Source organism: Methyloterricola oryzae (assembly GCF_000934725.1).
In the GTDB taxonomy this organism is placed as follows: Bacteria; Pseudomonadota; Gammaproteobacteria; order Methylococcales; family Methylococcaceae; genus Methyloterricola; species Methyloterricola oryzae.
Map to the genome: position 1 here is coordinate 33,359 of NZ_JYNS01000013.1, position 26,528 is coordinate 59,886.

Annotated in this window: 30 protein-coding genes; 18 read left to right on the forward strand and 12 right to left on the reverse strand. The window is 63.4% G+C overall.

The genetic code is table 11. From position 1 onward, the window contains the following. The first annotated feature begins 18 nt into the window (after positions 1–18). From EK23_RS15775 to EK23_RS15815, 9 genes are all read left to right on the forward strand, one after another. A complete protein-coding gene (locus EK23_RS15775) occupies positions 19–690 on the forward strand; it encodes a TIGR04283 family arsenosugar biosynthesis glycosyltransferase (protein WP_235282135.1) in 672 nt (223 codons plus the stop codon). Continuing rightward, positions 677–1,330 (forward strand): TIGR04282 family arsenosugar biosynthesis glycosyltransferase, encoded by a 654-nt coding sequence (locus EK23_RS15780; protein WP_045226359.1) that lies wholly within the window; start codon positions 677–679, stop codon positions 1,328–1,330. Before EK23_RS15775 ends, EK23_RS15780 begins: the two co-directional genes overlap by 14 nt. Further along, complete coding sequence (locus EK23_RS15785; RefSeq protein WP_045226360.1) at positions 1,327–2,082, forward strand: DUF3047 domain-containing protein; 756 nt, start codon at positions 1,327–1,329, stop codon at positions 2,080–2,082. The genes EK23_RS15780 and EK23_RS15785 overlap by 4 nt, the downstream gene beginning before the upstream one ends. 56 nt (positions 2,083–2,138) lie before the next feature. After that, on the forward strand, positions 2,139–3,194 hold the full coding sequence (locus EK23_RS15790) for a methyltransferase domain-containing protein (protein ID WP_045226361.1): 1,056 nt from the start codon (positions 2,139–2,141) through the stop codon (positions 3,192–3,194). A gap of 81 nt (positions 3,195–3,275) precedes the next feature. Continuing rightward, positions 3,276–3,506 carry an exodeoxyribonuclease VII small subunit gene (locus EK23_RS15795; RefSeq protein ID WP_045226362.1) on the forward strand — a complete coding sequence of 77 codons (231 nt, stop codon included), beginning with the start codon at positions 3,276–3,278 and terminating at the stop codon, positions 3,504–3,506. Continuing rightward, positions 3,496–4,398, forward strand: coding sequence for a (2E,6E)-farnesyl diphosphate synthase (gene ispA, locus EK23_RS15800; protein WP_045226426.1), 903 nt, complete (start codon positions 3,496–3,498; stop codon positions 4,396–4,398). Before EK23_RS15795 ends, ispA begins: the two co-directional genes overlap by 11 nt. Positions 4,399–4,598: 200 nt before the next feature. Next, positions 4,599–6,518 carry a 1-deoxy-D-xylulose-5-phosphate synthase gene (gene dxs, locus EK23_RS15805; protein ID WP_045226363.1) on the forward strand — a complete coding sequence of 640 codons (1,920 nt, stop codon included), beginning with the start codon at positions 4,599–4,601 and terminating at the stop codon, positions 6,516–6,518. Then, positions 6,518–7,033, forward strand: coding sequence for an adenine phosphoribosyltransferase (locus EK23_RS15810; RefSeq protein ID WP_045226364.1), 516 nt, complete (start codon positions 6,518–6,520; stop codon positions 7,031–7,033). Before dxs ends, EK23_RS15810 begins: the two co-directional genes overlap by 1 nt. A gap of 160 nt (positions 7,034–7,193) precedes the next feature. After that, positions 7,194–7,721, forward strand: coding sequence for a hypothetical protein (locus EK23_RS15815; protein ID WP_045226365.1), 528 nt, complete (start codon positions 7,194–7,196; stop codon positions 7,719–7,721). Positions 7,722–7,818: 97 nt separating this feature from the next. Here the strand turns inward: EK23_RS15815 and EK23_RS15820 are convergent, their stop codons facing one another. Further along, positions 7,819–8,520 (reverse strand): hypothetical protein, encoded by a 702-nt coding sequence (locus EK23_RS15820; protein ID WP_145998697.1) that lies wholly within the window; start codon positions 8,518–8,520, stop codon positions 7,819–7,821. Between the two features lie 153 nt (positions 8,521–8,673). Beyond that, positions 8,674–10,599, reverse strand: a complete 1,926-nt coding sequence (locus tag EK23_RS15825) for a multicopper oxidase family protein (RefSeq protein WP_045226367.1) — start codon at positions 10,597–10,599, stop codon at positions 8,674–8,676. Between the two features lie 522 nt (positions 10,600–11,121). On the opposite strand from EK23_RS15825, the gene moaB reads away from it, so the two are divergent. Beyond that, on the forward strand, positions 11,122–11,646 hold the full coding sequence (gene moaB / locus EK23_RS15830; RefSeq protein WP_045226368.1) for a molybdenum cofactor biosynthesis protein B: 525 nt from the start codon (positions 11,122–11,124) through the stop codon (positions 11,644–11,646). Positions 11,647–11,711: 65 nt separating this feature from the next. On the opposite strand, the gene crcB is transcribed toward moaB, so the two are convergent. Next, positions 11,712–12,422 (reverse strand): fluoride efflux transporter CrcB, encoded by a 711-nt coding sequence (gene crcB, locus EK23_RS15835; RefSeq protein WP_045226369.1) that lies wholly within the window; start codon positions 12,420–12,422, stop codon positions 11,712–11,714. A gap of 346 nt (positions 12,423–12,768) precedes the next feature. Between crcB and EK23_RS15840 the strand changes: the two genes are divergently transcribed. Further along, a complete protein-coding gene (locus tag EK23_RS15840; RefSeq protein WP_158002528.1) occupies positions 12,769–13,125 on the forward strand; it encodes a DUF3617 domain-containing protein in 357 nt (118 codons plus the stop codon). Positions 13,126–13,207: 82 nt separating this feature from the next. Here EK23_RS15840 and EK23_RS15845 read toward each other — a convergent pair whose 3' ends face one another. Beyond that, complete coding sequence (locus EK23_RS15845) at positions 13,208–13,633, reverse strand: hypothetical protein (protein WP_045226371.1); 426 nt, start codon at positions 13,631–13,633, stop codon at positions 13,208–13,210. Positions 13,634–13,835: 202 nt separating this feature from the next. Here EK23_RS15845 and EK23_RS15850 point away from each other — a divergent pair, with 202 nt between their 5' ends. Together EK23_RS15850 and EK23_RS15855 are read left to right on the forward strand one after the other, a co-directional pair. After that, entirely contained in the window at positions 13,836–14,642 is an 807-nt protein-coding gene (locus EK23_RS15850) for a motility protein A (protein ID WP_045226372.1), read from the forward strand. 19 nt (positions 14,643–14,661) lie between these two features. After that, a complete protein-coding gene (locus EK23_RS15855; RefSeq protein ID WP_045226373.1) occupies positions 14,662–15,564 on the forward strand; it encodes an OmpA family protein in 903 nt (300 codons plus the stop codon). Here EK23_RS15855 and EK23_RS15860 read toward each other — a convergent pair. Genes EK23_RS15860 through EK23_RS15895 form a run of 8 tightly spaced genes read right to left on the reverse strand, consistent with a single transcriptional unit; the run spans position 15,549 to position 21,861 of the window. Beyond that, positions 15,549–16,346 (reverse strand): M90 family metallopeptidase, encoded by a 798-nt coding sequence (locus EK23_RS15860; protein ID WP_045226374.1) that lies wholly within the window; start codon positions 16,344–16,346, stop codon positions 15,549–15,551. The genes EK23_RS15855 and EK23_RS15860 overlap by 16 nt on opposite strands. Positions 16,347–16,366: 20 nt before the next feature. After that, positions 16,367–16,582, reverse strand: coding sequence for a DUF2905 family protein (locus EK23_RS15865; RefSeq protein ID WP_045226375.1), 216 nt, complete (start codon positions 16,580–16,582; stop codon positions 16,367–16,369). Further along, positions 16,579–17,505, reverse strand: coding sequence for a vWA domain-containing protein (locus EK23_RS15870; protein WP_145998698.1), 927 nt, complete (start codon positions 17,503–17,505; stop codon positions 16,579–16,581). Before EK23_RS15870 ends, EK23_RS15865 begins: the two co-directional genes overlap by 4 nt. Next, on the reverse strand, positions 17,502–18,059 hold the full coding sequence (locus EK23_RS15875) for a tetratricopeptide repeat protein (protein ID WP_052808248.1): 558 nt from the start codon (positions 18,057–18,059) through the stop codon (positions 17,502–17,504). The genes EK23_RS15870 and EK23_RS15875 overlap by 4 nt, the downstream gene beginning before the upstream one ends. Beyond that, complete coding sequence (locus EK23_RS15880; protein WP_045226376.1) at positions 18,047–19,030, reverse strand: vWA domain-containing protein; 984 nt, start codon at positions 19,028–19,030, stop codon at positions 18,047–18,049. Before EK23_RS15880 ends, EK23_RS15875 begins: the two co-directional genes overlap by 13 nt. Then, positions 19,027–19,920 carry a hypothetical protein gene (locus tag EK23_RS15885; protein ID WP_045226377.1) on the reverse strand — a complete coding sequence of 298 codons (894 nt, stop codon included), beginning with the start codon at positions 19,918–19,920 and terminating at the stop codon, positions 19,027–19,029. Before EK23_RS15885 ends, EK23_RS15880 begins: the two co-directional genes overlap by 4 nt. Positions 19,921–19,958: 38 nt before the next feature. Then, entirely contained in the window at positions 19,959–20,810 is an 852-nt protein-coding gene (locus tag EK23_RS15890) for a DUF58 domain-containing protein (RefSeq protein ID WP_045226378.1), read from the reverse strand. A gap of 22 nt (positions 20,811–20,832) precedes the next feature. After that, on the reverse strand, positions 20,833–21,861 hold the full coding sequence (locus tag EK23_RS15895) for an AAA family ATPase (RefSeq protein WP_045226379.1): 1,029 nt from the start codon (positions 21,859–21,861) through the stop codon (positions 20,833–20,835). 387 nt (positions 21,862–22,248) lie between these two features. Here EK23_RS15895 and EK23_RS15900 point away from each other — a divergent pair, with 387 nt between their 5' ends. The 5 genes from EK23_RS15900 to mltB all read left to right on the forward strand — a co-directional run bounded on the left by EK23_RS15900 (position 22,249) and on the right by mltB (position 26,492). Continuing rightward, complete coding sequence (locus EK23_RS15900; RefSeq protein ID WP_045226380.1) at positions 22,249–22,620, forward strand: HPF/RaiA family ribosome-associated protein; 372 nt, start codon at positions 22,249–22,251, stop codon at positions 22,618–22,620. Positions 22,621–22,803: 183 nt separating this feature from the next. Beyond that, entirely contained in the window at positions 22,804–23,445 is a 642-nt protein-coding gene (locus EK23_RS15905) for a hypothetical protein (protein ID WP_145998699.1), read from the forward strand. Between the two features lie 107 nt (positions 23,446–23,552). After that, complete coding sequence (locus EK23_RS15910) at positions 23,553–24,398, forward strand: RibD family protein (RefSeq protein ID WP_045226381.1); 846 nt, start codon at positions 23,553–23,555, stop codon at positions 24,396–24,398. A gap of 17 nt (positions 24,399–24,415) precedes the next feature. Beyond that, entirely contained in the window at positions 24,416–25,261 is an 846-nt protein-coding gene (gene folP, locus EK23_RS15915) for a dihydropteroate synthase (protein ID WP_045226382.1), read from the forward strand. A 55-nt stretch (positions 25,262–25,316) separates the two neighbouring features. Further along, positions 25,317–26,492, forward strand: a complete 1,176-nt coding sequence (mltB, locus tag EK23_RS15920; protein WP_045226383.1) for a lytic murein transglycosylase B — start codon at positions 25,317–25,319, stop codon at positions 26,490–26,492. The last annotated feature ends 36 nt before the right edge of the window (positions 26,493–26,528 follow it).

Genomic DNA, 26,528 nt, shown 5'->3' on the forward strand with positions numbered 1-26,528 from the left:
CCGCCGCTCAGACTTTCCGTGATCATCCCGGTCTTGAACGAGGCCGCCCTTTTGGGTGACTATTTAGGTCAACTTCAGGGGCTACGCGACTGCGGGCACGAGCTTATCGTGGTCGACGGCGGCAGCAGCGACGGCACTGCGGCCTTGGCGGTCGGGCTGGCGGATCTCGTGCTGCAAGCCTCCCGGGGGCGCGCGTCGCAAATGAATGCCGGTGCGGCGGGGGCGCGGGGCGATGTGTTACTGTTCCTGCATGCGGACACCCGGCTTCCGGCGAACGCCGTTGAGCGTATTGGCTGGGGCCTGGCCGCCGGCAGCGGCTGGGGGCACTTCGATGTGAGCATTGAGGGCCGTCATTGGCTGTTGTCGGTCATCGCGGCCTGCATGAACCTGCGCTCGCGCCTCACCGGCATCGCCACGGGCGATCAGGCCTTGTTCGTTTCCGCCGACCGGTTTCGGGAAGCGGGCGGTTTTCCGGACATGGCACTGATGGAAGATATCGCCTTGTCGCGCCGGCTCAAAGCGCGGAGCCCCCCGGTTTGCCTGAGTGCGCGGGTCACTACCTCGGGCCGGCGCTGGGAGGAGCGGGGCGTGCTGCGCACCGTGTTGACGATGTGGGGCCTGCGTCTGGCCTATTTCTGCGGGGCTGATCCAGCCTGGCTGGCCAGATGCTACGGTTATGCCCCCCGCTGAGGCACAGCATGCCGCCATCGCGGTATTTGCCAAGGCCCCGGTGCCTGGGGTCGTCAAGACGCGGCTAATCCCCGTGCTCGGAGCGGAGCGGGCGGCCCGTCTGCAGGCTGCCATGATCCGGCGCGTCGTAACGGCCGCGGTGGAAGCCGGCCTGGGCCCTGTCTCCATGTGGTGCTGGCCGGATACCGCGCACCTGTTGTTTCAGGATTTGCACGCCAGGCTGGGTGTGGAGTTGCGGTCCCAATGCGACGGAGATCTGGGGCAGCGGATGTTGCACTGCTTCGCCAGCTTGTGCCGGGCCGGCCCGGCACTGCTGGTGGGAAGCGACTGCCCGACCCTGGACGGATGCGCGCTGCGCCGGGCTTCCGACAGCCTGCGTGCAGGCGCCGATGCGGTTTTTCTGCCCGCAGAGGACGGAGGTTACGTGCTGGCCGGTCTGCGCCACGCGGAGCCTTGCCTGTTTGAAGGCTTGCAATGGGGCGGCTCGAACGTCATGGCGGCGACGCGTGCGCGCCTGGAACGGCTTGCTTGGCGCTGGGCGGAGCCGCTGCGGCTGTGGGATGTAGACCGACCCGAGGACGTGGAGCGGCTGCGGGTGAGCGGTTTGATGAGCGAATGGTTTCTGGAGAATGGTGCATGAAACGTCTTTGGCTGATTGGGATGTGCTGGTTGGTGCCGCTGGGAGTGGCGGCGCTGCCTGAGCAGCCGGCGCCATTTTCCAAAGAGCGCGCGGGAGGCCCTTTGCCCGCCGGCTGGGTGCCCACGGTGTTGGCCAAGGTGCCGCGGGCTACCGCATTTTCCCTGGTTGAGGATGAGGGCCGGACCGTGGTGCAGGCCATCTCCGACGCCGCGGCATCGAGCCTGACTTTCAAGCTGCGTGCGGATCCCCACCAGACGCCCAAGCTGAGCTGGCGCTGGAAGGTGTCGCGGGTCATCGAGAAGAGCGACCTGGCCAGTAAGGAGGGCGATGACTATGCGGCACGCGTCTATGTGTTCTTCGACTACGATCCCAGCCGGCTGTCCTTCATGGATCGTGCCGCATTCGGGCTGGCGCGCGCCCTGTACGGCTCCGATCTGCCCGCCGCGACCCTCTGCTACGTCTGGGACAACCGCCATCCGGTGGGTACTAGCATGCCGAGCGCCTATACCAGCCGGGTGCGCATGGTGGTCGTGGAGAGCGGTGACGCCCAGGTGGGGCACTGGGTGGAGGAGGAACGCAATATTGCCGACGATTTCCGCAGCGCCTTTGGTGACTTCGCGCCGCCGGTGAGCGGTATCGCCATCGCCGCGGATACCGACAACACCGGCGAGAGCGTGGTGACTCGCTTCGGCGATTTGTATTTCCTGGCGCCCAAAGGGCAGCGGCCTACCACGGCCGCCGCGGCGAACTGATCGTGCCCGGTCGGGGCGGCGTGTCCATAGCAATCAAGCGAGGTCGAGACTGAACCATGCAAGCGCAACCAGCCCATGAGGCCGTGCAGGAGTACTACGGAAAGATTCTGAGCACGCAGCAGGATCTCAAGACCAGCGCCTGCTGTACGGGCGAGAGCCTGCCCCAGGACCTGCGCAGTCTGCTTAAGGAACTGCATCCGGAGGTGACGGAGAAGTTCTACGGCTGTGGTTCGCCCATTCCTTCATGCCTGGACGGCATGACGGTGCTTGACCTGGGCTGCGGTTCCGGGCGCGACTGCTTTCTCTTGTCGCGGCTGGTGGGGGAGGGCGGCCAAGTGATCGGCGTGGACATGACCGACGAGCAATTGGCCGTGGCCCGGCGCCATGTGGGCTACCACACCGAGAAGTTCGGCTACGCAAGGCCCAATGTGCGTTTTCTCAAGGGCTATATCGAGGATCTCGGCGTCCTCGGCATCGCCGATGCCAGCGTGGACGTGGTGATATCCAACTGCGTGCTCAACCTGTCGCCGGACAAGGAACGGGTTTTTGCAGAAATATGGCGGGTGCTCAAGCCCGGTGGCGAGCTTTATTTTTCCGATGTGTTCGCCGACCGGCGGGTGCCACCCCATCTGGCCGGCGATCCTGTGCTGCTGGGCGAATGCCTGGGGGGTGCCTTGTACCTGGAGGATTTCAGGCGCCTGATGGCGCGAATCGGTTGCCCAGATTACCGCGTGGTCAGCAGCAGCCCGATCGCCCTCAACAACCCGGACATCGAGCGCAAGGCCGGGATGATCGGGTTCTTTTCCCTGACGGTGCGCGCCTTCAAGCTGGAACTGGAAGACCGCTGCGAGGACTACGGCCAGGTCGCCTATTACCTGGGCAGCATACCCGGCTCGCCCCATGCCTTCCAACTCGACGATCATCACCTGCTGCAGACCGGGCGTCCCATGCCGGTGTGCGGGAATACCGCCGACATGCTGGGCAAGACCCGTTACACCCCGCACTTCCGGATTGCTGGCGATACCGCCGTGCATTACGGCCTGTTCGCTTGCGGCACGGCGCCTTTGGCGCAGTTCGCCGGCAAGGATCCGGCGGCCGGAGCCTGTTGCTGAGTCCTGGGGCCGGCCGGCTTAGTCAAGCTGTCACAAATATGGGATAATGCCAGCCTTTTGTTGGCTTCACGAGCCCTGTCCATGGTCAAGAAGGCTTTCCAATTCGAGGACTCCCTCGCCGAACTCGAACAACTGGTGGAGCGCATGGAACAGGGAAACCTCCCCCTGGAAGAATCCCTGAAGCTCTTCGAGCGGGGCGTGCATCTGGCTCGGGGATGCCAGAAGGCACTCAAGGAAGCGGAGCAGAAGGTGCAGATCCTTCTGGAAGAGAACGGCGAGCCTATCCTGAAAGCGTTTAATGATGAACCGTGAACAATCCCTGAAAGATTTCATGCTGGCGTGTCAGGCCAGGGTCGAAGAGGCTCTGGATGCGCGTCTGCCGGCGGCTGGGAAGTTGCCTGAGCGTCTGCATCAGGCCATGCGTTACTCCACCCTGGGCGGCGGCAAGCGCCTCCGTCCCTTGCTGGTCTACGCGACAGGGCAGGCTCTGGGGGTAGGCCTGGACGTACTGGATGGCCCCGCCTGCGCTGTGGAGTTCATCCACGTCTATTCCCTGATCCATGACGACTTGCCGGCCATGGACAACGACGACCTGCGCCGCGGCAAGCCCACCTGCCACAAGGCCTTTGACGAGGCCACCGCCATCCTGGCGGGCGACGCCCTGCAGGCCCTGGCATTTCAGGTGTTGGCTCAAGATCCCAGCATCGCGGTGCCTGCGGAAAGCCGATTGGCCATGGTGGATGCCTTGACCGTCGCCAGCGGTTCCTGCGGCATGGTGGGCGGGCAGGCCATCGATCTGGATTCCGTGGGCAAAGCCCTGGATCTGCCGGGTCTCGAAGCCATGCACATCCGCAAGACCGGCGCGTTGATCCGAGCGAGCGTGCGCCTGGCGGCCCTGGCCAAGCCCGACCTGGAAGAGACCCTGGCGGACCGGCTGGATCACTATGCCAAATGCATGGGCCTGGCCTTCCAGATCCAGGACGATATCCTCGATGTGGAAAGCGACACCCAGACCTTGGGCAAGACCCAAGGCAAGGACCGCGACAACAACAAGCCCACCTATCCGGCGCTGCTGGGCCTCAACGGGGCCAGGGAGAAGGCGGCGGAACTGCACGAGGAGGCCCAGCAGAGCCTGTCCGCCCTGGGTGCGGAGGCTGACCACCTTCGGGCCCTGGCCTCGTTCATCGTGCAGCGTCAAAGCTGACACGGGCGGCACGCAAGCGCTTGAATGGCAAGCTTCTGCATGGTGCCCGACACGCAAGGCCGGCGCGGGCGGCGGCGGCATTCTCTCCTTGAAAGCTGCCCCCCGGAGTCTCATAATTGCCCAACACATCTTCTGACCGACAACATCGGTAAGCATACCGAGGCGGAAGTCGGGGCCCACGTTTCTGGAATGTCCACTCAATGACTGATTCGACGAATTCTTTGCTGCAAGGAATCAACAGCCCTTCCGATCTGCGTCTCCTCAGCGAAGAGCAGCTCCCGCAAGTCGCGGAGGAATTGCGGGCCTTTCTCCTGGAAAGCGTGAGCCAATCCGGTGGCCACCTGGCAGCCGGCCTGGGCACTGTCGAACTGACCATCGCCCTGCACTACGTGTTCAATACCCCGGATGACAAGCTGGTCTGGGACGTGGGACACCAAGCCTATCCCCACAAGATTCTGACCGGTCGCCGCGACCGCATGCCGACCATCCGGCAAAAGGACGGCGTCTCGGCCTTCCCGTCCCGGGAGGAGAGCATCTACGACACCTTCGGCGTCGGCCATTCCAGTACGTCTATCAGCGCTGCCCTGGGCATGGCCATCGCGTCGGCCCTGGACAACAGCGACCGCCACGCCGTGGCCATCATCGGCGATGGGGGCATGACCGGAGGCATGGCCTTCGAAGCGCTCAATCACGCCGGGGTGCTCGACGCCAACCTGCTGGTGGTGCTCAACGACAACGAGATGTCCATCTCGCCCAATGTGGGCGCCCTCAACAACTATCTGGCGAAGATACTCTCCAGCAAGTTCTACTCGAGCGTGCGCGAGGGCAGCCGCCAGTTGCTCAGCCGCAGCATGCCCAGTGTCTGGGAACTGGCGCGGCGCGCAGAGGAACACGTGAAAGGCATGGTGGCTCCGGGAACCCTGTTCGAGGAACTGGGCTTCAACTACATCGGCCCCATCGACGGGCACGATCTGGATGTCCTCATCACCACCCTGCGCAATTTGCGCGAGCTGCCGCCGGGGCCGCGCTTCCTGCATGTGGTGACCAAGAAGGGCAAGGGCTATCTGCCCGCGGAACTGGACCCGGTCGCCTACCACGGCGTCGGCACCTTCGATCCCAGCAAGGATCATCTGCCCAAGGCCAAGCCCAGCAGCCCCAGCTACACCGAGGTATTCGGCAAGTGGCTGTGCGACGCGGCGGCCAAGGAACCCAAGTTGCTGGGCATCACCCCCGCCATGCGCGAGGGTTCCGGCCTGCAGGAGTTCGCCGAGCGTTTTCCGGACCGTTATTTCGATGTGGGCATCGCCGAGCAGCATGCGGTCACGCTGGCGGCCGGCCAGGCGTGTGAAGGCTACCATCCGGTGGTGGCGATCTATTCCACCTTCCTGCAGCGCGCCTATGATCAACTGATCCACGACGTGGTCCTGCAGCGCCTGCCCGTGCTGTTTGCCATCGACCGTGCCGGACTGGTGGGCCCCGATGGGCCGACCCACGCCGGCAGTTTCGATTTCAGCTACATGCGCTGCCTTCCCGGCATGGTGATCATGGCGCCCGCCGACGAAAACGAATGCCGCCAGATGCTCTACACCGGCTTCAGGCACGAGGGACCGGCTGCGGTGCGCTACCCCCGAGGCAAGGGTCCGGGCGTGCCCATCGAGGAGTCACTGTCGGTGCTGCCCATAGGCAAGGCGGAAATCAAGCGGCATGGCAAAGGGGTGGCGATTCTGGCCTTCGGCAGCATGGTGACGCCCAGCCTGGCCGTGGGAACCGACTTGAATGCGACCGTGGTGAATATGCGCTTCGTGAAGCCATTGGACCGCGAGTTGGTGCTGGAACTGGCCCATAGTCACGATTACATCGTCACCGTGGAGGAAAACATGGTGGCGGGCGGCGCGGGTTCCGCCGTCAACGAGTTACTGCTGGCGGAGCAAATACTCTTGCCCATTCTCAACCTGGGACTGCCCGATACCTTCGTCGAGCAGGGCAGCCGTGATGAATGCCTGGCTCTCTGCGGCTTGAATCCGGCGGGCATCCAGGCTTCCATCGAGACCTTCCTGGCCCGGCAGCCCGGCATTCGGCAACCCCAGCCGCGCGCCGCCAAGGTCAAGGCCAAACATTGATGGAAAGCCTGCAGGCCGGTATCCGCGACATTCCGGACTTTCCCAAACCCGGCATCGTCTTCAAGGACATCACCCCGCTGGTCAAAGACCCGGCAGCGCTGCGGCTGGCGGTTCAGCAGCTCATGCAGCCGTTTGTCGGTCAGGACATCACCGCCGTGGCCGGCATGGAAGCGCGGGGCTTCATCTTTGGCTCCCTGGTGGCCTGGGAAATGGGCCTGGGCTTCGTGCCATTGCGCAAGCCCGGCAAACTGCCCTACGACGTGCAGAGCGTGGCCTATGATCTGGAATACGGTTCGGCCGCCCTTGAGGTGCATATCGACGCCCTGGGACCCGGCGACCGGGTGCTGCTGGTGGACGATCTGCTGGCCACCGGCGGAACGGCCCGCGCAAGCTGCGAACTGATCGAAAACCTGGGCGCATCGGTGGTTGGCTGCGCCTTTGTGGTCGAACTGGATTTTCTCAATGGCCGGGAGCGCCTGAACGGCTACCCGGTGCATTCGCTGCTGCATTATTGAGCCGCGACTGGACCCGCACGAGACTGCGCGACCGATCGTCGGTTTGAGCTTCCGCCGCCGAATGGTCTGGCTCTGAAGCCTGTTTGATTTTTCCGGTCAATCGCAGGGGGCGCCCTCGATTGCGTCTATCCTGGTCCATTTCGCCTTCCCGCGGAAACCTATGGCCCACCCTCACTTCAAGCCTAAGCCGCTCTATACGTTCTGTCTGTGTCTGGCCCTGTTGCTGGTTTCTGTCAGCGCAGCCCAGGCTGCCGACCCGCGCTATTCAAGGTCATGGAGCGATGCCGACAGTGGCGACGAGCAGGAGGGTTCGTTTGATGAGCGCGCCCATGACCTGCAGAACTGGCTCAGGCAGCGGGAGGCGGAGCGTCGCGATTCCTGGGGCAATGACGTGGTGACGCCGGAAAACCCGGCGCTGCGGCGCGCGCCCAGGTATTTCGGCGATCGCAACTACGACGATCAAGGCTATCGGCGGCTCAACGATAACACCCGCTTCCGTTTGCGCGGAGATGAGGACTGGCGGTTTGGTGCCGGCGGTCACGCGGGCTCGCTGCGCGAGGCCGGCCGGCCCCTTGAGGAAGATCGGGGCGATGATGCCGCAGCCTCAGATGATGCGGACAGCGTTGCAGGCCTCTCGCATCGAACCCTACACAAATCCGTCAAAAAGCGGAAGCGGAAGCGCCGCTAGGGAGCCTCGGATCTATTCCGTGTTTCGCCTACGCGGATCGCGGATTGAAGGCTTACGCTACCCAAGGTTCCGACCGGTGCGAGGATGACCTGCGGCCTCAGTATTTCAACAAGGTGGCAAGATGGGCCCGCAAGGTCTGCTGAATTTCCCGCACCCGATCGTCGTCGAGGCTCAGAGGGCCGTCCTCAAGGTTTTCGACACTGCCATGATCGCGCGGCAGCGGGATTTCCAGAGTGTCCAGCCTTAAAAGAGCGGTGCCGCTCTCCTGTTCTGCGACGCCACTCAGGGCCTTGATTTGGGTGGCCGCATCCATCAATTGGTGAGCGAGTCCAAGATAGGTCTTGGCCAGTTCCGCGGCGCGCGTCCGCAGATACTCGGTCCGCAACAGCTTCAATTCCTCTTCCAATGGACTGTTTTCCTCAAACCCTGTCGGCTCGGCATGTTCCCGATGGCGCAGCAAGGCAAGCCGGTCCTGCAATTCCCTGAATTGTTTGGCGGCCCCAGCGTCCGGCGTTTCCCCGGATTCCAGGAAGTGGTTTTCTATCTCGGCAATCTGCAGCTTGAGTTCGCTGGCGCGCTCGCTGATGGCATCGGCACGGTCGCGTAGGCGGGCAATGGCTTCCGCCGGTTCGCTCTCGGCGGGCTGGGTTGCGACAGGCGCCAGGCGCGACTTGCTGGCAGCCAGGCGTCTCAGGTAGGCGGCTTCGGCACAGGCCGAATCATACTCGGCTTGAATGGCAACCAGGCGTTCGGCAAGGGTCATGGTTGGCACCCGTATCCACTGTTGTGCGGTGTTCATGGTCGCGCCTCGCAACCGCTGCGGTTCAAATGCGTCTCGCAGTTCATGGCGTCAAATACCTCCGGCTTGCGTTGAATTCGATTGACGAGGCGTCGGCGAGAGAGCCGAGGCGCGCGGAAGCGGCTTGCCTCCGCGCGCCTTCGGCCTGCGGAATCATTCCACCAGGAACTCGCGCATCATGCCCATGTCCTCGTGCTCCAGATTATGGCAGTGGACCATGTACACTCCCTTGTTTTTCATATAGGGCTTGATCAGGCGCACCTTCTCGCCCGGCATGACCAGGACCGTGTCCTTCCAGCCGGAGTCGATGAAGCCTTCGCGCACCGTTGCATAGTCGTCCGCTTCTTCCGCCCCGATGCTGCGGCTCAGGATCTGGAAGGGCTCCTCATGCAGGTGAATGGGGTGGGCCATGGACATCATCATGCCTCCGCCCATCCCACCACCCATCATACCCATGCCGCCGCCCATGCCTCCCATTCCCGAGCCTTGCTGCATGGACTTGCCGTCGCCGCCCCCGCCCCCGTGGTTCATGCCGCCCATCATACCCATGCCCATGCCGTGCCCCATCATGCCCATCCCCTGGCCTCCTCCGCCATGTTGCATACCGCCTTGCTCCTGGGCCGGCTTGGCCGGCTCGCCGCCGTGCTCGCCCGCCGGGGCGGCTTTGGCATCGCCGCCGCCGTGGCCGCCCGCGCCGCCGTGGGCGTGGAAGATTTCCACCAGTTGCAGAGTGTTTACCGGTATGCGCTCGCTCGGGAGGAAATCATTGGGCGCGTAGGGCCGGCCGTTGAGGAGCATGGCACCGGGCGCCTCGGAGATTCCCAGTGGCACTGGCTTGTCCGGATTGGCCACATCTTCCAGTTTCAGGCGGTTGATGGTGCAAAGCTGGGTCGGCAGCTTGGGGCTGTCGCTCACCTGGCGGGTGACACGCACCGTGAAAATGGGATAGTCGCTGCCCAGGGGCAGCTTGCTACCCATCATGCCGCCCATCATGCCCATGCCGCCACCGCCTCCCATGCCGCGGCCCATGCCATGTCCACCGCCCATGCCACCCATTTCGCCGCGCATCATCTGCTCGGCCATCTTGGGCAGGGCGCCCTTGAAGGGCCGGCTGCGCATGACCAGTTGCGAGCCGACCGCGCGCCCGCTGAAGTCAGCCCAGACATCGATGCGCTCGCCCGGCCCTAGCATCACGTAGGGCTTGTGCAACGGGCTTTCCAGCAGGCCGCCGTCCACGCCGAGCACGACCATGGGCGAGTTGTCATCCCAGGCCAGCTTGTAGATGCGCGCGTTCGAGCCGTTCATGATGCGCAGCCGGTAGGCGCGCGAGGCCACGTCCAGGCTCACGTCGGGCCGCCCGTTCACCAGAATGCGGTCGCCGTGGAAACCGGTCATGCGGTCGTGCATGTGGCGCACATAGACCAACTGGTTCTGGTCGTTGAAGCTGCGGTCCTGGATCACGATGGGGATTTCGTATTCCCCCGAGGGCAGACCCAGCTTGGCTTCCTCCTCGTCCGACACCAGGATGCCCCCGGCCAGGCCGTGGTAGACCTGTTTGCCGGTGATGCCGTGGGTGTGCGGATGATAGAGGATGAAGCTGGCGCGGTTGACCATTTCGAACTCATAGACAAAGGTCTGTCCCTTGTCCAGGGCATACATGGGGTGGCCATCCATCAGCGCCGGCACGTTGAGGCCGTGCCAGTGGGTGATGGTGGGTTCCTCCAGTTCGTTGCGCAGGTTGATGCGGATCTTCTGCCCGGTGCGGAAGCGCATGAGCGGGCCCAGGTAGGAGCCGGGCAGGGTGGTCAGCGTGTTTTCCGGGCCCTTGACGAGCTTGCCGATGTATTGCTGGACCCAGGTGTCGGGGCCGGGCAGGATGGACATCGCAGTCTGCCGGCAGATCAGGTCCAGTTCCACGTCCGGGTTGAAGTCCGGCGAGGCTTTGTTGGGGGCCATCTTGGGCATTTCAGCCATCCCCTCCATGGCGCGCAGCCAGACCGGCAGGCCGGCGTAGGCCAGGAGTCCAACTCCGGCCTGGGAGAGAAAACGGCGGCGGGAACGGTTGATGAAACGTTGCATAACTCCTCCTCGGACGAATTCGTCTCTTGCGATTTTTCTGTATCCCGATCGGTGCGGATCGCTGCGCTCCGCGGGGGTCGGGTCCCCGCCTGCCTGTTTCGTCTGCTTCCTCCGGTCAAGTCAGCGTTTCATGATGTGCGTCTCACGGTCTGCTCCCGTTGACCACACAAATAGCGTGCCGTGCTGGAGGCTGCTCCATCAGCCAGAAGGTTTCAGGAAATTCAGTCGGCTGGCGAACAGGAGCGGCTGTGCCCGGCCTCCTGACGTTTCATCCAGCCCAGGGAAGTATGGTTCATGGCCGCAATGAAACAAAGATGAAACTCCCGCGCCGAATCTGGCTTCGGACGATGCTTTGCAGGGCCGCATATGGCTTAGTGTAAGTCCAGCTTCATCGGCGTTTCTAGGAATGTTTCGACAAGGCACCTTCGGGTAAGCTATGTCCCCATAGATTCAATGAGTTGATTTCCTATTTCCGACAAAAATCCGATACATCGAAGCTTTTCATTTTGCGCAGGCACGCCCATGAATCAGGAAAAAACGTTCGTTCCCCTCAATATTGCCGTGCTCACGGTCTCAGATACCCGTAGCGAGGAGACCGACACCTCAGGTCGCCTGTTGGCGGAACGTCTGTGCGAGGCAGGACACCATCTGGCGGACAAACGCATCGTGCCGGATGACATTTACCGGATTCGCGCCGTGGTGTCGGCCTGGATAGCGGAGCCCCAGGTCCACGCGGTCGTCACCACCGGTGGTACCGGCGTGACGGGCCGCGATGGCACGCCGGAGGCGGTTGCGGTCCTGCTCGACAAGACCCTGGACGGCTTTGGCGAGGTATTTCGCGCCATCTCATTCGAGGAGATCGGCACCTCCACCGTGCAGTCGCGGGCGCTGGCCGGCGTGGCCAACGGAACCTATATCTTCTGCCTGCCGGGGTCTTCCGGCGCGTGCCGCACCGGTTGGGACCGCCTGATTCGCGCGCAACTGGACGCCACTACCCGGCCCTGCAACCTGGCCGAATTGATCCCGCGCCTGGGCGAGAAGAGGTGACTGTCCGCCTGAGTGCACGACTGTCCGAGGCTGCCGGAGAAGCCCTGCGGTCAGACTTGTGCGCGTTAACGAGGCATGTTCAGTTGCCATAGCCAGGTACCGAAGGTGGTTCCCAGCCACACGAGGGCGGCGCCGCTCAGGGCGTTGATGGCAAATACACTTAAAAGGCCGTGGAACTCGGGGCGGGCCTCCGAGAGGCGCAGAACCAGCCAGATCGTCGACGACACCGTCATCAGCCCTAGCAGCAGGATCAGCGTGATGGCGCGCCTTTGCGGCCCCACGTCCATCTGCTCGAAGGTAAAGCCGGACAGCGCGGCCAGGAGGAAAACCAGGACGAGGCCCAGGAGCAGGTGCAGATAGGGCAGGCCGTGACCCAGCCAGGGGTAGATGTTCTGCGAGAAGACCGCCCTGCCGCAGATCAGGCCGAACCAAACACCGGCGATGCAGAGCACGGTGCTCAGGAACATGTTCAGGAAAGCCTTGAGCAGGCTGCCCTCCTCGAACAGGTAGAGGGTTTCTATGGCGAAGGTGGAGAAGGTGGTATAGGCGCCCAGGAAGCCCACCAGGATGGCGGCGCGGTATTCCACGGCGAGGGCAAAGCGTTGCAGCATCAATTCAGTGAGCAGGCCCATGAGGAACGAGCCGCTGACATTCACGAACAGCGTGCCATGGGGAAAACTGCGGCCGAGGAGCGCGTAGACGCCGTTTGCGATCAGAAATCGTGCGACGGCGCCGACCGAGCCGCCCAGGGCGATGGCGATCAATTGCTTCATCATGCTGAGATTCGTCTTGAAGTTAAAAAACCGGGCCTATCTTGTCCGTCGTGGCTCGCTATACCGGCATGCCGCCTTTTCAATTGCTGTTTATAAACCAAACTTGGCGAATCGCTAAGAGCTCGCCGATATCGTCACCACTGCGGAAGGCGGCTAGTGTGAATTTTCGCTGGCTTACGCCCTGGGTGTCTTGGGCATGAGTAGGATCGCGGCTTTTTTCCAACGAGAGGTGGGTATGGCGGCGCGGAATGTTGACGCTAAAGCTTTGCAGGCAGACAGGGCAGACTATCGGGCGGTGCTGGCCAGCCTGCTGCTTTGCGCGCACGCTGCCGCAGCAGCAGTTCCCGACATGAATCCGGGTTCTTGGGAGGTGACGATGCAACTGGAATCCCCGGATAGTCCCGTGGCTATGCCGCCCGTCACCCAGACCCTGTGCCTGACGCGCCAGGATGTGGAGGCCGGCGGGGCGACCTTGGCTCCCGGCGGCCTGGGGCAGTCAGCCTCATGCAAACCTGAGCAGCTTGAAATCTCGGAAGGCAGCGCGACGTGGACCCTGAACTGCGATGGCCTGAGCGGCCAGGGTCGCATGAGCTTCAGCGGCGACAGTTACAGCGGCAGCGCCGAACTCAGTGTCGGTCTGGCCGGCCAATCGCAGCGCCTCAGGCAGACATTCAGCGGACGGCGCCTGGGCGATTGCCAGAAGTAGGGGAGCAGGCGCCCTGCCTGGCGCTGCAACGCGTCATTGTCTTACCGGCCGGCCATCCGGCGCCGACGCGAGAGGCTTGTCATCATGCCGATGCGTCTTCCCAGACTTCGGGCCGGATGCCATTGCTGTCGAGGAGTGCGTGCACCGCCGCGAGCGCCTCGGGCGTCACCTCGATCTCGCGCCGCCTGGGAATGAATCCCAGCCATTTCCCTGTTTCATACATACGTAGCCACAGACCCCATTGGTTGGCGCGGTCCGGGTCCTCCCCGCCATAGGCCAGGTTGTAGATGCCGATTTCCAGGCACTTTCCGTCCACCGCCTGGCATTCCACCGCCCAGCCCCAGTCTTCGTCGAAAAAGCGTCCGGGAAACTGGTGAGCGGCCAGGCCCGTGGCCAGGAACTCGGCCAGGTCACGCCCGTAAAAACGGTTACCGGCATTGTAATGTTCCGGCAAGTCGCTGCTGTAGTCGAATCGCTCTGTGGTGAAGCGGATATTGTGGTTTTCCATGGGCTGGCGCCAACTCTCAAGTCCGTCTCAATCTGAGGCCGGACTCTAGTCCCAAGGAATTTGGACGTCAAATCCGTGGCTGCTGCGGTGCGCCAAGAATCCGTCATCGCCTATGGCGAACCCTTGCTAAAACAAGGGGATGTGAATAGGAACGGAATGTGCATCGTGGATGGCAGCAACCGCAAACTGCCCGGTAATCGTCATGAAACGTCACGCCTTCAAAGCTATCCTGATCCTCTCGATTGTCCTCATTGGCGCACTGGTGATGTGGCTCGACCCGACCGGCGCCGTCTTCAACCTGCCCGGCTTGGTCGTCGTCGTCTGTGGCACTTTCGTGGCCACCGTGCTCGGCCAGTCCTACGGGGGGGTCATGGGGCTACTGAAGGATTTGCCGCGCAAATTATCGCGCGTGGCTCTGGTCGATGAGGTGGATTTGGAACTGTTCCTCAAGGCGTCGGAATTCCATCGCCAGGGCAGCGTCCGCTATGCCGAGGCCGTGACCCGCCAGCTCGGCGATCCCTTCTGGCGCGCCGGTATCCAGCAGGTGCTGGACCGTATCCCTTACGCCGATCTGAGCCGGGTGTTGCAATGGAAGATCGGCGCCCAGCGTGAGCGCGACCAATCGGAAATCCAGGTGTTCATGACCATGATGGCCTTCGCGCCGGCCTTCGGCATGCTCGGCACCCTGTTTGGCCTGATCAGCATGCTGTACGGGCTGGACATGAGCAGCCTGCGTAGCCTGGGTCAGCACATGGGTTTCGCCATGCTGACCACGGTGTATGGCCTAATCCTCGCCAACCTGGTGCTCAAGCCCATCGTGAGTCGGCTCGAACAGCGCTCCCGCGAACGCTTGGCCTGGCTGCATGTGCAGCAGGAGGCCATCCTCATGATGCACGAGAAATGCCATCCTCGCCTGATTCAGGACTATCTGGACGCCTACCTCGCGCCCGCCGAACGCCTGGAGCAGGTGGACGAATTGTCCCTGGGCGCCGTCAATCAGGTTTCCTGAAAAAGCCGGGGTCTGAGCCATGTTGCAACGCGACCGTCAGAATTCCCTGTTGGCCCAGGCCGAGTTGCGGCCCGCGGACGGCGATCCCTGGAAATCCGCCGGCGAAACCCGAGGCAACGATCAGGGCGTCTGGATCTTGAGCTACCTGGACGTGATGATGATCCTGTTCGCCTTCTTCGTGCTGATGTTCGCCTACCAGAAGGCCCTGGTACCGACGGACAAGCCCAGCGCCAAGCTCAGTGCCGCTAGCGCTACCAGCAAAGCTTCGACGAACAAGCCAAAAAAGAAGACGATGGCCGGGTCGAATGTCCCGGCCAAGAACAGCGCCGAGCCCGTGGTTTCCACCATGCGGGCGCAGTCGGCGCTGAGCAGTTTCAGCCGCCAACTGCCGCAGGAGGCCCCGCGGGATACAAATCCGGTTTACAAGACCGTGGCGAGGGACACCGTGTCCGCGGCAGCGCGCCTGACCATGGCACAATCCGGGCAGCGGATCGCCCAGGCGCTGGGGGCCGAGACCCAAGGTAGTCAGGTGGAGATCCTGACCGCCGGGCGCGGCGTGCAACTGGAACTGAGCGAAGCCATCCTTTTCGATCCTGCCAGCGCGGACTTGAAGGGCGGCGGCGAGGCGCTCCTGGAGCGGTTGCTGCCCGTCCTGCAGCAGCAAAGCGGCACCCTTTACGTGGAAGGCCATACGGACAACCGGCCCATCGCCAGTGCCCGTTTTCCCTCCAACTGGGAGTTGTCCACGGCGCGAGCCACGGCGGTCACGCGCTACCTGATTGCCCGTGGGATTAGTTCCGAGCGGATTCGGGCGGTGGGGCTGGCCGACACGCAACCCCGTTCCGGCAATGACAGTGCAGAGGCCCGCGCACGCAACCGCCGGGTGACCCTGGTGGTGGCCGACGATCAGCGCCCCCGCTGAGGACGCATGGGCAGGCGTGTCTCGGGGTCCTGGCGGTAATAAAGCCGGAGCTGTTGGAACACCTGCGGGTAGCGCTCGGCGACCAGATCTGGCCTCTCGAAGAAATATTCGCTGAGCACCGCAAAGAACTCAGCCGGGCTTTCCGTGGCGTAGTCATCGATATCGGGCTCCCGTCCCCGTTCGGCCACCCGCGCAAGGTCCTCGTAGGCGCTGGTGAAGGCCTGGCTCCATTCGCTTGGCCGCATACCGCGATGCAGCGCCGGATACCCGTCGGCGTCGCCGTTGCGCATATCCAGTTTGTGCGCCATTTCATGCACCACCACGTTGTAGCCATCGCCCCAACCGGACGCTTCGACGTCGCACCAGGACAGTACTACGGGGCCACGCTCCCAGGATTCTCCTCCCAGCCATTCCTCCCACTGGTGCAAGACGCCGGCTGTGTCAAACTCCTGGCGCGGGCGCACGAACTCCGCCGGGTACACGATGATGGTGGACCAGTCGTTGTAACTGTCGATTCCCAGATGGAGTATGGGCAGGCAGGCCTGAACCGCGATGCTCGTCTTCATCAACTCGTTCAGGTCCAGCCCCTGGACGGGCTCGAAGCGCTTCTCCCGGAGGAACACCGTTGTCAGTTCCCGCAGTAGCTGCTCATCCGCCGTGCTGAGTCCGGCCAGGATCGGGTGATCGTCAAGACAGCGCCGCCAGAGCCGGTCCGGCACGAGGCCCCGGCTCAGGATGCGGTTGCGCCTGATCTGCCGGAAGGGCCAGAGGTATAGCGGCATGGTCGGATCCGGCGGTGCATTTACTTGCGGAAAAACAGGTTGAAGATGAGTGTGAGCAGCAGGCTGGTCAGGAGCATGGATGTGATGGGAATGAACACGTAACCGCTTTTGCCTTCCCATCGGATGTCGCCTGGGAGCCGGCCGAACCACGTCATCAAGCCCGGACAGTAAGCCCAGATCAACCCTGCCAGGAACAGGCAGCCCCCCAGCAGCATCAGTCCCTTGCCCGGATTCATGCGTCTGTCTCGCTTCGCGCGGCCCGCTCGGGGCGCCACATCAAGCCGGTGGTGGCCAGCAAAGCCAGCAGGGCCAGACCCGCGGCCAGTGGGCGCAGATCCGCCGGCACAACCCGCCTCTGAGCCAACTCCTTGGCTTGCAGGGCGTCCAGCAAGTCATCGGGGGAAGTCAGGCGATGGTAGCCCAATCCGGTGCGCTGTGCCAGTTCCAGCAAATTGGCCTCGTCCAGGCGGGAGCGGAACAAGGTGGTGTCGTGGCTGCGTGCCTCGGGCGAGGCGGGAGAGGGGGCATAGTTCTGCAGGTCTGCGTAGTCCCAGTACCCCTGTGGGCGATTCTCACGGTCCAGCTTGGGAATAGCGACCGGCTGCGTCCCGCCGACTCCCACCAAAAGGCCCTTGATCTGCCCAGGCACACCGTGAAAAAAGGCGGCTTCGGCATCAGTGGGATATTGCTGGCCGTCGCTGAAGAACACCAGACGGATGTCGGGGTCGGCCTCGCCGATTTCCCGCAGGGCAGCGAACACCCCGTGACCGATGTGGCTGTCCGCCGCCCAGGCCATGCGCCAGTCGATCTGAGCCAGCACAGCGTCGATCACCGGGTAGTGCTCGCACAATTCAAGCGGTTTGAACAGGATCTGCGTGTGCTGGGTGGTGAACAGGCCCAGGCCGATTTCCGTGCCGCAGGGCATCTCGGCGAGCACTCGGCGCAGGGATTCCTTCACGAAACCGAGGCGGTCATTGGGCATGTCTGCCTGGTGGTAGTCTCGGGCGTTCATGCTTTGGGTGATGTCCAGGACCATCAGGTACCGGTGCATTCCTGAGCGCCAGGGGATGGTCGGGTGCAGCAGGCTGCCAGCGAGGATTGTCAGGGCCAGCGCCAGCGTCCAGAAACGCCAACCGGGTCGCCAATTCGGGATCGTCACGGCCCACCCCCAGGCAAACCAGGTAGGGTGGAGTAGACGCTGGACTTGCTGCCTTTAAAGTCCGACTTGGACTTTTCCTTCGGAGGAGGCGTCACGCGCCAGGCATATTCCAGGTTGTAGCGCGCATCCCAGTTCTCCGGGTTCAAGCGCAGCGCCTCACGGTAATTCTCCTTGGCCAGTTCTACCAAGGTATTGACGCGGGCGTATTCGAGCACGCCCACCGCATTCCAGAGTTTGGCGCCTTGGTCCAGATATAGGGTCGCCAGGTTGTGATGGGCGGATTCGCGAATCTGCGGATCGCCGGCTTCCAGCAGTCGGTGGTAGAGCGGGATGGCTGCCTGAGCCCTTCCCGTCTGCGCTAGGTGCGTGGCCTTGGCCAGCAGGAGGAGGGGCGGGGTTTCGTCCGTCTCCCGGATCGTCTCCGGCTGTGCCAGGAATGCCTGCAATTCTGCTGCGCGATGCCAGGCCCAGGCCTCGTAGGCCGCGCCGCCAAAACTGATAGCCGCCAGCAGATACCACCACGGCGGTAGGGCCAGCCGTTTCACTCGGGCCATTTCCGCACCTCCAGGGCCCGGAACACGGTCAGCACGAGCAGGGCTGCCAGCGCGGCGCCGAGGCAGTAGCCCGTCAAGTCGCGCCGCGGCTGCTTCTCCAGATAATGCAGGGGATCGTTCTCCAATTGCTCCAGGTCGCGGATTGCCTGCTGCACGGCCTCGGGGTTCTCGGCCTCGTAGGCCCGGTAGGGGACGCCCAGGCTCTGGAAATACTGGTGCAGGAAGAATTCCGGGGTGGTGCTCTCGTTGGGATTCCGTGGCGGCGCGGAAAGGCTCGCGCTCTTGGGATTGCGCAGGTATATCCAGTACAGCGACACCTTCTCGTCTTGAAACAACTGCCGGATCATGTCCCCGGTTTCGGCTTCCGTGCGCGCGGCGCCATCGGAAACCAGCAGGACAAGGCGCGAGCCCGTGACCGGACGGCCGCGAAAGTAATCCAGGGCCATCGCAAGCCCTGGCGCGATGTTGGTGACGCCGTGGCCGCGCCGCCCCAGGCTGGCGATGGCGGTCTGCACGGCCAGGCGGTCCTGGGTCAAGGGCATGACATAGATGGGCGCGGCGCTGAAGGCGACGAGGCCGAACAGATCCTTGTCCCTGCGCGCCACGAACTCGCCCAACAAACGGCTGGCCACCGCGTTCTTGCTGTCGTTGGCTTTTCCGCCCAGATAACGGCCCGAGAAGTTCTCGTTCATGCTGCTGCTGCGATCCAACAGGATGACGATGTGGGCGCCGGTGCCGATGCGTTCGCGCCATTGTTCCGCCTGATGGGGGCCGGCCATGGCGGTGGCGAGGCAGAGTGCCGCGAAGCTTCCCAGTGCGCGCAAGCCCCGGTCCAGCCACTGCGAGAACGGGTCTTGGGGCAGCAGCATGAGCGCGGGATGGTGGAGCCGCGTCTGACCGGTGCGGGTCGCCGGGATCACCGCCAGGACCGCCAGTCCCAAGGCCCAGGGGTGGGAAAACGCCAGGTTCATGCACGCCTCCCGGCCAGGCGCTGACATCGCCGGCAGATCTGCTCCAAGCGGGAGAGGGGAAACGCATCCGCGGTGTCGACGGTCCCGGGTATGAAGAACAGGCGATGGGACTGCGCGAACAGGGCCTCCAGTTCGCCGCGCAGTTCGGCCAGTTCCGGGCGTTCCTCCATCAGGCTCGGCAAGTGAGCTTCCAGCACGGTGCGCCCGGCGTATCGGTTGAGCGCCCGGTGAAAGGCCAGAAAAGCCTGCCTGGAGGTATCCGGCGCGGCCGGTGCCCGGCGCAGACGGCGAATTTCGCGGGCCGTCGCCAAGAAAGCGTGCGAGTCTCCCCTTGCGAAGAAGGGCGGCAAGCCCAGCTGCCAGGCGGCAAACAGCGCGAGGCTGGCCAGTGCTGCCAACCAGACTAGCAATCGTGCGCCATGAGCGGACGCGGGGAGGTCTGGCGCTGGATGCAGCGGACGTAGCGTGACCGTCTCATCCGCCGTGTCTTCGGGAATCAGCGGAGACAGGCTGAAGGCGAGGGGCGGGGTTTCAAAGGGCAGCGATTCAGAGCCTTTCCTGAGGCTCAGGCCTATTGGCGGAATCGTGAGGCTTTCCGGCTGCCTGACGCCCTTGAATACCTGGTAGTCGATGTCGATCAGGAACCTGGCTTGGCCGTCGTGTTGTTCCAGGCGCCAGCCGCTGCCGCGGACTTCCAGCCAGTTGTTGACGGGGCTGCCCGCTGCTGGCAGGAGATTGTCTTCCAGCTGAGTCCCGGGATCGGATTCCAGCACGATGCTTTGATGCACAACGGAGCCCATGACGGCGCCGAAGTCCCTATCCAGTCGCGAGTCTAGCGCGCGGGCATGCCCCTGGAAGCTGCTGAGGCAGGCCAGGAGAGGGAGCAGCATCCGCGCCGTTACCGGAAGTTGCAAGCCCGTTGCGCGCTTCATGCCTGGAAGAAATAACGGGTGAGGGCGTCGGCGTCAAACCGGTCTTCGATGAAGAAGGGTTCCCGTCCGTGGCTGACGAACAGATGGCGCAGTTCGGCGCGGCGTTCCGCGTAGGCCGCTCGGATGCGTGCCCGCAGGGAGGGGCGCATGAACAGTCGGCGCCGCTGGCCGGTTTCAGGATCGGCCCACTCTGTCCAGCCCCAGGCCGGCAGCCTGGCATACTCGGCGCTGTCCCACAGCACCAGGGGGACCACGTCATGGTGCAGCAGGGCCTGCAAGGTGTGCTCGATCGAGCCTGTCGCGGCATGGAAATCCGACAGCAAAAACACCAGCGCCTTGCGCCTGCCCATTTCAGCCGCACAGGCCGCCAGGCCGCCGAAGTGGCGCCCGGAGGGCCTGAGCTGGCTCAAGCGCGCGCGCAGGTCGCCGGCCAAGCCCTTGTGCCAGCGCAAGGGGATGGTCAGTTCCGGCAGGAGGGTCTCGCCGCAGCCGAAAAACCCGAAGGGATCTCCGGTGCGGTAGGCGGAAAAGGCGATGGCGGCGGCGAGCTCGGCCAGCATGTCGGTCTTGCTGCGAGTCCCCACGAAGCCCATGGAGGCGGACAGATCCGCCAGCAGGTAGACCGGAATGGCGCTGCTCTGGCGGAAACTTTTGACCATCAGGTGGCCGAAGGGATTGGCCAGGGTCGCGCGCACGTCGAGGTGGCGCGGGTCCGGCTGGGACAGCCAGGAAGCGTGTCCCTGGAATTCGAAACCATCGCCGACCGAGACGCCGGCATGATGGCCGGGGTGGGCGCCGAATGCGCGCCAGGGCACTTGGTAGTGGAATTCCCGGATCATCGCCGCCATCGGGTGCCGCCGGGCCCTGGACTCAAGGCGCCGCCACCTGGCGCAGGATCTCGGCAATGAAGGCGTCGATGAGCGCCGTCCGGCGCATTTCATAGACGGGCGTGAAGAAGACACGATGCGCCACCGTCTCGCGGAATACCGCCTGCAAATCCTCGGGAAGCAGATGGTCGCGGCCTTCAAGCCAGGCTCGGGTGCGAGCCGCGCGCATCATCATGCTCATGCCGCGGGCGCTGGCCCCGGCCAGCAGCAGGCGGTCCATGTCGACTCCTTCGAGGCTGACGCCAAATGCCTGGGGCTTGCGCGTTGCCAGCCAGAGGTTCAGGGCGTACTGCTGCAGGGTGTCGCTGGCGCGGACCTTGGTCTGTATGACGCGGGCAACATCGGCAATCTGCGAATACGGAAGGATGGCCGGCGGGATGGCGTCGATCAGGCGGTCCACGTCGTGGAAACGGGGGCTGAACATGAGTTCGCGCTGCAGGGCCGGATCCTCCGGCGTCTCGATGTGCAGTTCCATCAGGAAGCGATCCCGCGCCGCCGAGGGGATCTCGAAAGTTTCCTCCTTTTCCACCCGATTGCGGTCGGCGAAGACCAGCAGATGGGGAAAGCAGTACTCGCGGTTGAAGGCGCTGACGCTGCGTTCCGCCATGACCCTAAGCAGCAGGGAATGGACTTGCGGGCGGGCCCGGTTCACCTCGTTGAAGAAAAAGATCGAAAGGTCTTCCCCGTGCTTGAGGATGGGGCCTGGGTCCACCTGCGGTTTGCCCAGTTCGTTGATGTAGGTGTGGTAGACCAGGTCGTTGGGCATCAGGTCGATAGTGCCCTCGATGCGTTCGTAGGCGCCGCCGACGCCTCGGGCTACGGCCCGAAGCAAGGTGGTCTTGCCTACGCCGACGTCGCCTTCCAGCATGACATGTCCGCGGGCGAAGATGGCGAGGGTGATCAAGCGTACGGCTTGCTCCAGTCCCAGGACGGTCTGGTTGATGACGTTTTCGAAGCGGGCGGCGCGGGCGCGCCAGTCGGCGAGGAGCGTATCCTTCTGGTGCTCGGACATGGTCAGGGGCGTGGTGGAGAGAGGGCTTGATTCGATTTAGAGTGGGTTACGAAGATTAAACACCAAATCCAGTTTGCTTAGAATCCTGCTCAATGCGGGCCACCGGATTTTGATGGCGTCTCGTCGACTTCCACTGCCGTGGCAATCGCGTTCGTTGGAAACCCTCAGCCGCCGTCACAAATATGCTTCGAGCGGGACTTAGGAGTCGACACGAGCCCCATTCTCTGTGTACCATAAATGGCTTTTAACCTTGCGCTTTGACTCACCGGGTAAGCCTCTGGCAGGCACGTCTAGCGGGTGGTTTCGGATGGGGTGTTCGCCGGCCAGCAGCCTGATGAGCTATGCTGAGATCGGCATTTCAATGACAAAGATTTACGGGAAACATCAATGCAAGTACCTCTAGAGATTACGTTTCGTGGCTTTCCTCACTCCGATGCCGTCGAGACCAAGATCCGCGAGAAGGCGGCCAAGCTGGAGCAGTTCTACGATCACATCATTAGCTGCAAAGTCGCCGTCGAAACCGAGCACCATAATCAGCACCAGGGTAATCTTTACCATGTGCGCATCGATTTGAGCGTACCCAACAAGCATATCGTGGTCAGCCGCGAGCACCACGACAAGCAAGCCCATGAAGACGTCTACGTGGCGCTGCGCGACGCATTCGATGCAGCCAAGCGGCAATTGGAAGAATTCGCCCGCATGCAGCGCGGTGAAGTGAAACGTCACCAGGCGCCTGCCGCCACCGATACCAACTGGTAATCCCAGCGTTTGTGCGTCAGGCGGCGTAAGGCGCCGCCTGACGCCGTCCGTGCAGTCAGCGGACTGCTTACGCCGTTCCGAAATCTATGCTATAAAACCGCGGCTCACTAGCAGCTGTCAGGAATCAAGTGTTCCTGGCGTTTCTGGCGCGGTACTTTTCACATAGCAATGGTTCATTAAAATATGGAAAAACAACTGCATGGCGTTAAGCGGGTTTCAATGCTGAAGATCGGTGTCTGTGCGCTGGCCCTGGCGCTTACCGGACTGGCTGTTGTGGGCTGCGATAGCGGGCCTTCGGGTGGATCGTCCTCCAGCGAGTCGCCCATGGAAGCCAACATCAGCGGCAGCGTCGCCGACCACAAAGGTCCGGTGGCGGAAGGCAAGATCGAGGTGAAGGATAAATCCGGATCGATCGTTGCCAGCACCCAGTTCACCAATTCCAAATACTCGGTCACGGTTCCTGCCAGCGCGGGTTATCCGATCGTGATTACGGCTTTTCCGGCGGCAGGTTCGGTTTCCAGCGATCCCATCAAGGCCGTGGTAACCAGCCCCCTTGCGGACCGCATGGACGTCTCCTCGGTGACCAACTATGTGGTTGACAATGCCCTGGCCCTGGGCGGACTTACCGCCGAGAACATTGCCAAGGCATCCGGCGGCGCCATCGGCATGCGCCAGGCCCAAGGTGTCAGCGCCGGAGCCGGCGGTTCCGGCGGTGGCCCCGGCAACAGCGGCGGCGGTGCAGGGCAGGGTGGCCATGCGGGCCACAACATGTCGCAAATGAATTCCGGCATGAAGGCTGACGAGTCCAAGGAAGAAGCGAAATAAGACACCGAGCCGCAGGCATTGCGGCGGAGAGAGGGCCCGTTTCCCCTGTCTGGTTTCGGCGAGGCAGGGGGCGGGCCGTTTCATAGGAGTTGAACGCACAAGCGGCATTGGACAAGCAAATTTTCCGCCTTTTTCCGGGGCCTTTCGAAGCGGTCCCATTGCAGGGTCTATACCTGAAGCTGGGCCTGCATGAACTCGGCACGCCGGCGACGCCATTCGTGTACGCCAATTTCCTCGCCAGCCTGGATGGGCGCATTGCCCTAGAAGACAGCAGCAGCGGCGAGACCTATCTGCCCAAGAGCCTGACTACCCCGGACGATTTCCGTCTTTTTCTGGAGCTTCAAGCCCAGGCCGACTGTTTGATCACCCACGGCGGCTATCTGCGCTCGCTGCAGCAGGGCCGCTTGGGCAACATCCTGCAGGTGGGCCTGCGCGAGGAGTCGGCCGACCTGGCGCAGTGGCGATTGAATCAGGGGCTTAGTGCGCAGCCGGCAGTGGTCATCGCGAGCGCCAGCCTGGATTTCCCCTTGCCCGATACCTTGCGGCAGTTTGGTCAACCCTGCTATGTCGCGACGGGGCGCCGGGCGGACCCGGAACGCGTGGCGTACTGGCGCGAACAGGGCATCGACGTAATCTTTGCGGGCGCCGGCCGCATGGTGGAAGGGGCGCCACTGGTTAAGGCCCTGGGCGAGCGCGAGTATCGCAGTCTCTATCTGATCGCCGGGCCGCATATGCTGGACACCATGGTGCGCGACGGCCAGTTGTCGCGCCTGTTCCAGACCATCACCCATCAGTTGATGGGCGGCGCCGGGTTTCGCACGGTTTCTCCTCCAGGGCCGGAACTGGGTCTGTTCGGGCGGCTAAAGATGCGTTCCCTGTATTACGACCCTTCGTCGCCGGACGAAACCGGGCAATGGTTCGCCCAGTTCGACAATCTGTCTCCCAATCGCTGAACACGTTCGTTCTTGCCATGAACCGTTATCACGCGCTGCGCGCCCAGGGCCGACCCCTGATTATGGGCATTCTTAATGCGACGCCGGACAGCTTTTCCGACGGCGGGCTCTACAATGCTCCCGAACAGGCGGTGGAGCGTGGCCTGGAAATGGCGTCGCAGGGTGCGGACCTCATCGACGTGGGCGGCGAGTCGACTCGGCCGGGGGCCGATCCCGTGGGCGAACAGGAGCAATTGGCCCGTGTGTTGCCGGTCGTCCGGAGCCTGCGGGCCCGGTTGCCGGAAACCTGCGCCATCAGCATCGATACGACCCGGTCCCGGGTGGCCGAAGCGGCGCTGGACGCCGGTGCCGACCTCATCAATGATGTCTCTGCGGGGCGCGACGATGCAGGGATGTTCGCGCTGGCGGCGCGGCGGCGAGTGCCCCTCGTCATCATGCACATGCAAGGTACCCCCAAGACCATGCAGGATGGTCCATACTACGAGCGCGCAGTGGACGAGGTGCTGGACTTTCTCCTGGATCGCGCGCGGGCTGCGGAGGCTGCGGGCATCGATCGTTCGGACATCATCCTCGATCCGGGCATCGGCTTTGGCAAGCGGCGGCAGGACAACCTGCAATTGATGGCGCATCTGCAACGTTTCTGCGCGAGTGGCTATGACGTTCTGCTCGGCACCAGCCGCAAGCGTTTCATGGGCGCCGTCTGCAACGAGACTCGCCCTGAGGCCCTGGTCGCCGCCACGGTGGCTACCACCGCGCTGGGTGTTGCATCAGGTGTGCGGGTATTTCGCGTCCATGACGTTCGCGAGAACCGCCAGGCTGCCGATGTGGCCTACGCTATTCTTGAGGCTGCCGAAGGTGCTTGATTGCGACGCCCTTTCTGAGCGAGACACTCACCCGTTTTCCGGATTTCATCTTGCCATGACCAGACGTTCCCGTTCATTTGTGTTGACGCTGACCCTCGCCTTGCTGTCGCCGGGCTGCACATCCAATCCGCCGCAGCACAAGGCTGGCTTGCGCACTGCCGTCGCGGCGCCGCCAGCCTCTGGAATCGCGCGGCAGATGCCGGCGCCATCAGCCATGCAAGCGACGGCTGCCCCAGTCATCCCGGCGAGCAAGCCCTTGAGTGAGCCGGTTGGGCCCTACCGGGCCACGCGGGTGTTAGGCGACTACGCGGGCTACGATGCGGTTGATCAATTTATCGATCGTATGGCCGCACGGCACGGATTCACCCGGGAGTACCTCAACGGCCTGTTCTCCCAGGTGAGCCGCAAGGACTGGACCTTGAACTACATGGCGCGGCAAGCCGGCGCGGCTGCTTCGCCGCGGCCAGGGGCCTGGACCCGCTATCGCGCGCAGTTTCTGACGGAGGCCCATATCGCGGGCGGTGCCGCCTTTTGGAACCGGCATGCGGAGGCCCTGCGTCGGGCCAGCGAACGCTATGGCGTGCCCCCTGAGTACATCATCGGCATCATGGGGGTGGAAACGATCTACGGGCGCAACCTGGGCAGCCACCGCATCGTGGATGCGCTTACCACCCTGGCGTTCGATTACCCGCGTCGCGGTGATTATTTCGCCGAGGAGTTGGAAAACTTTCTGATCATGACCCGGGAAGAAGGCATCGACCCTACCGAGCCGGTCGGTTCCTTTGCCGGGGCGATGGGGCTGGGCCAGTTCATGCCGGGGAGCTTCCTGAAATGGGCGGTGGATTTCAACCGTGACGGCCGCCGGGACCTGTGGGAAGCGGACGACGCGGTGGGCAGCATCGCCAATTATTTCGCCCAGCACGGCTGGCGCAGTGGGGAGCCGGTGGTGACCCGTGCCGTGGTCACGGGCTCCGCGGTGGAGAGTCTTGAGAGCGGTTACGACGCGCAATATTCGCTCGCCGAGTTGCAGCGTTATGGCATTCAGCCGGCCGACCATTGTCCCGACGGGCAGCGTGTCCGCTTGCTGCGGCTGCGCGCGGCGCAAGGCGACGAATACTGGCTGGGCCACGAAAACTTCTACGTCATCACCCGTTACAATCACAGCACCCATTACGCGATGGCGGTGCACGAGCTGGCCCAGGCGGTCCGCGCCCGTTATCTGCGCGGCTGATCTGCCCCGAGCGGTGGGCGTCGTCGTCGCTGCCTG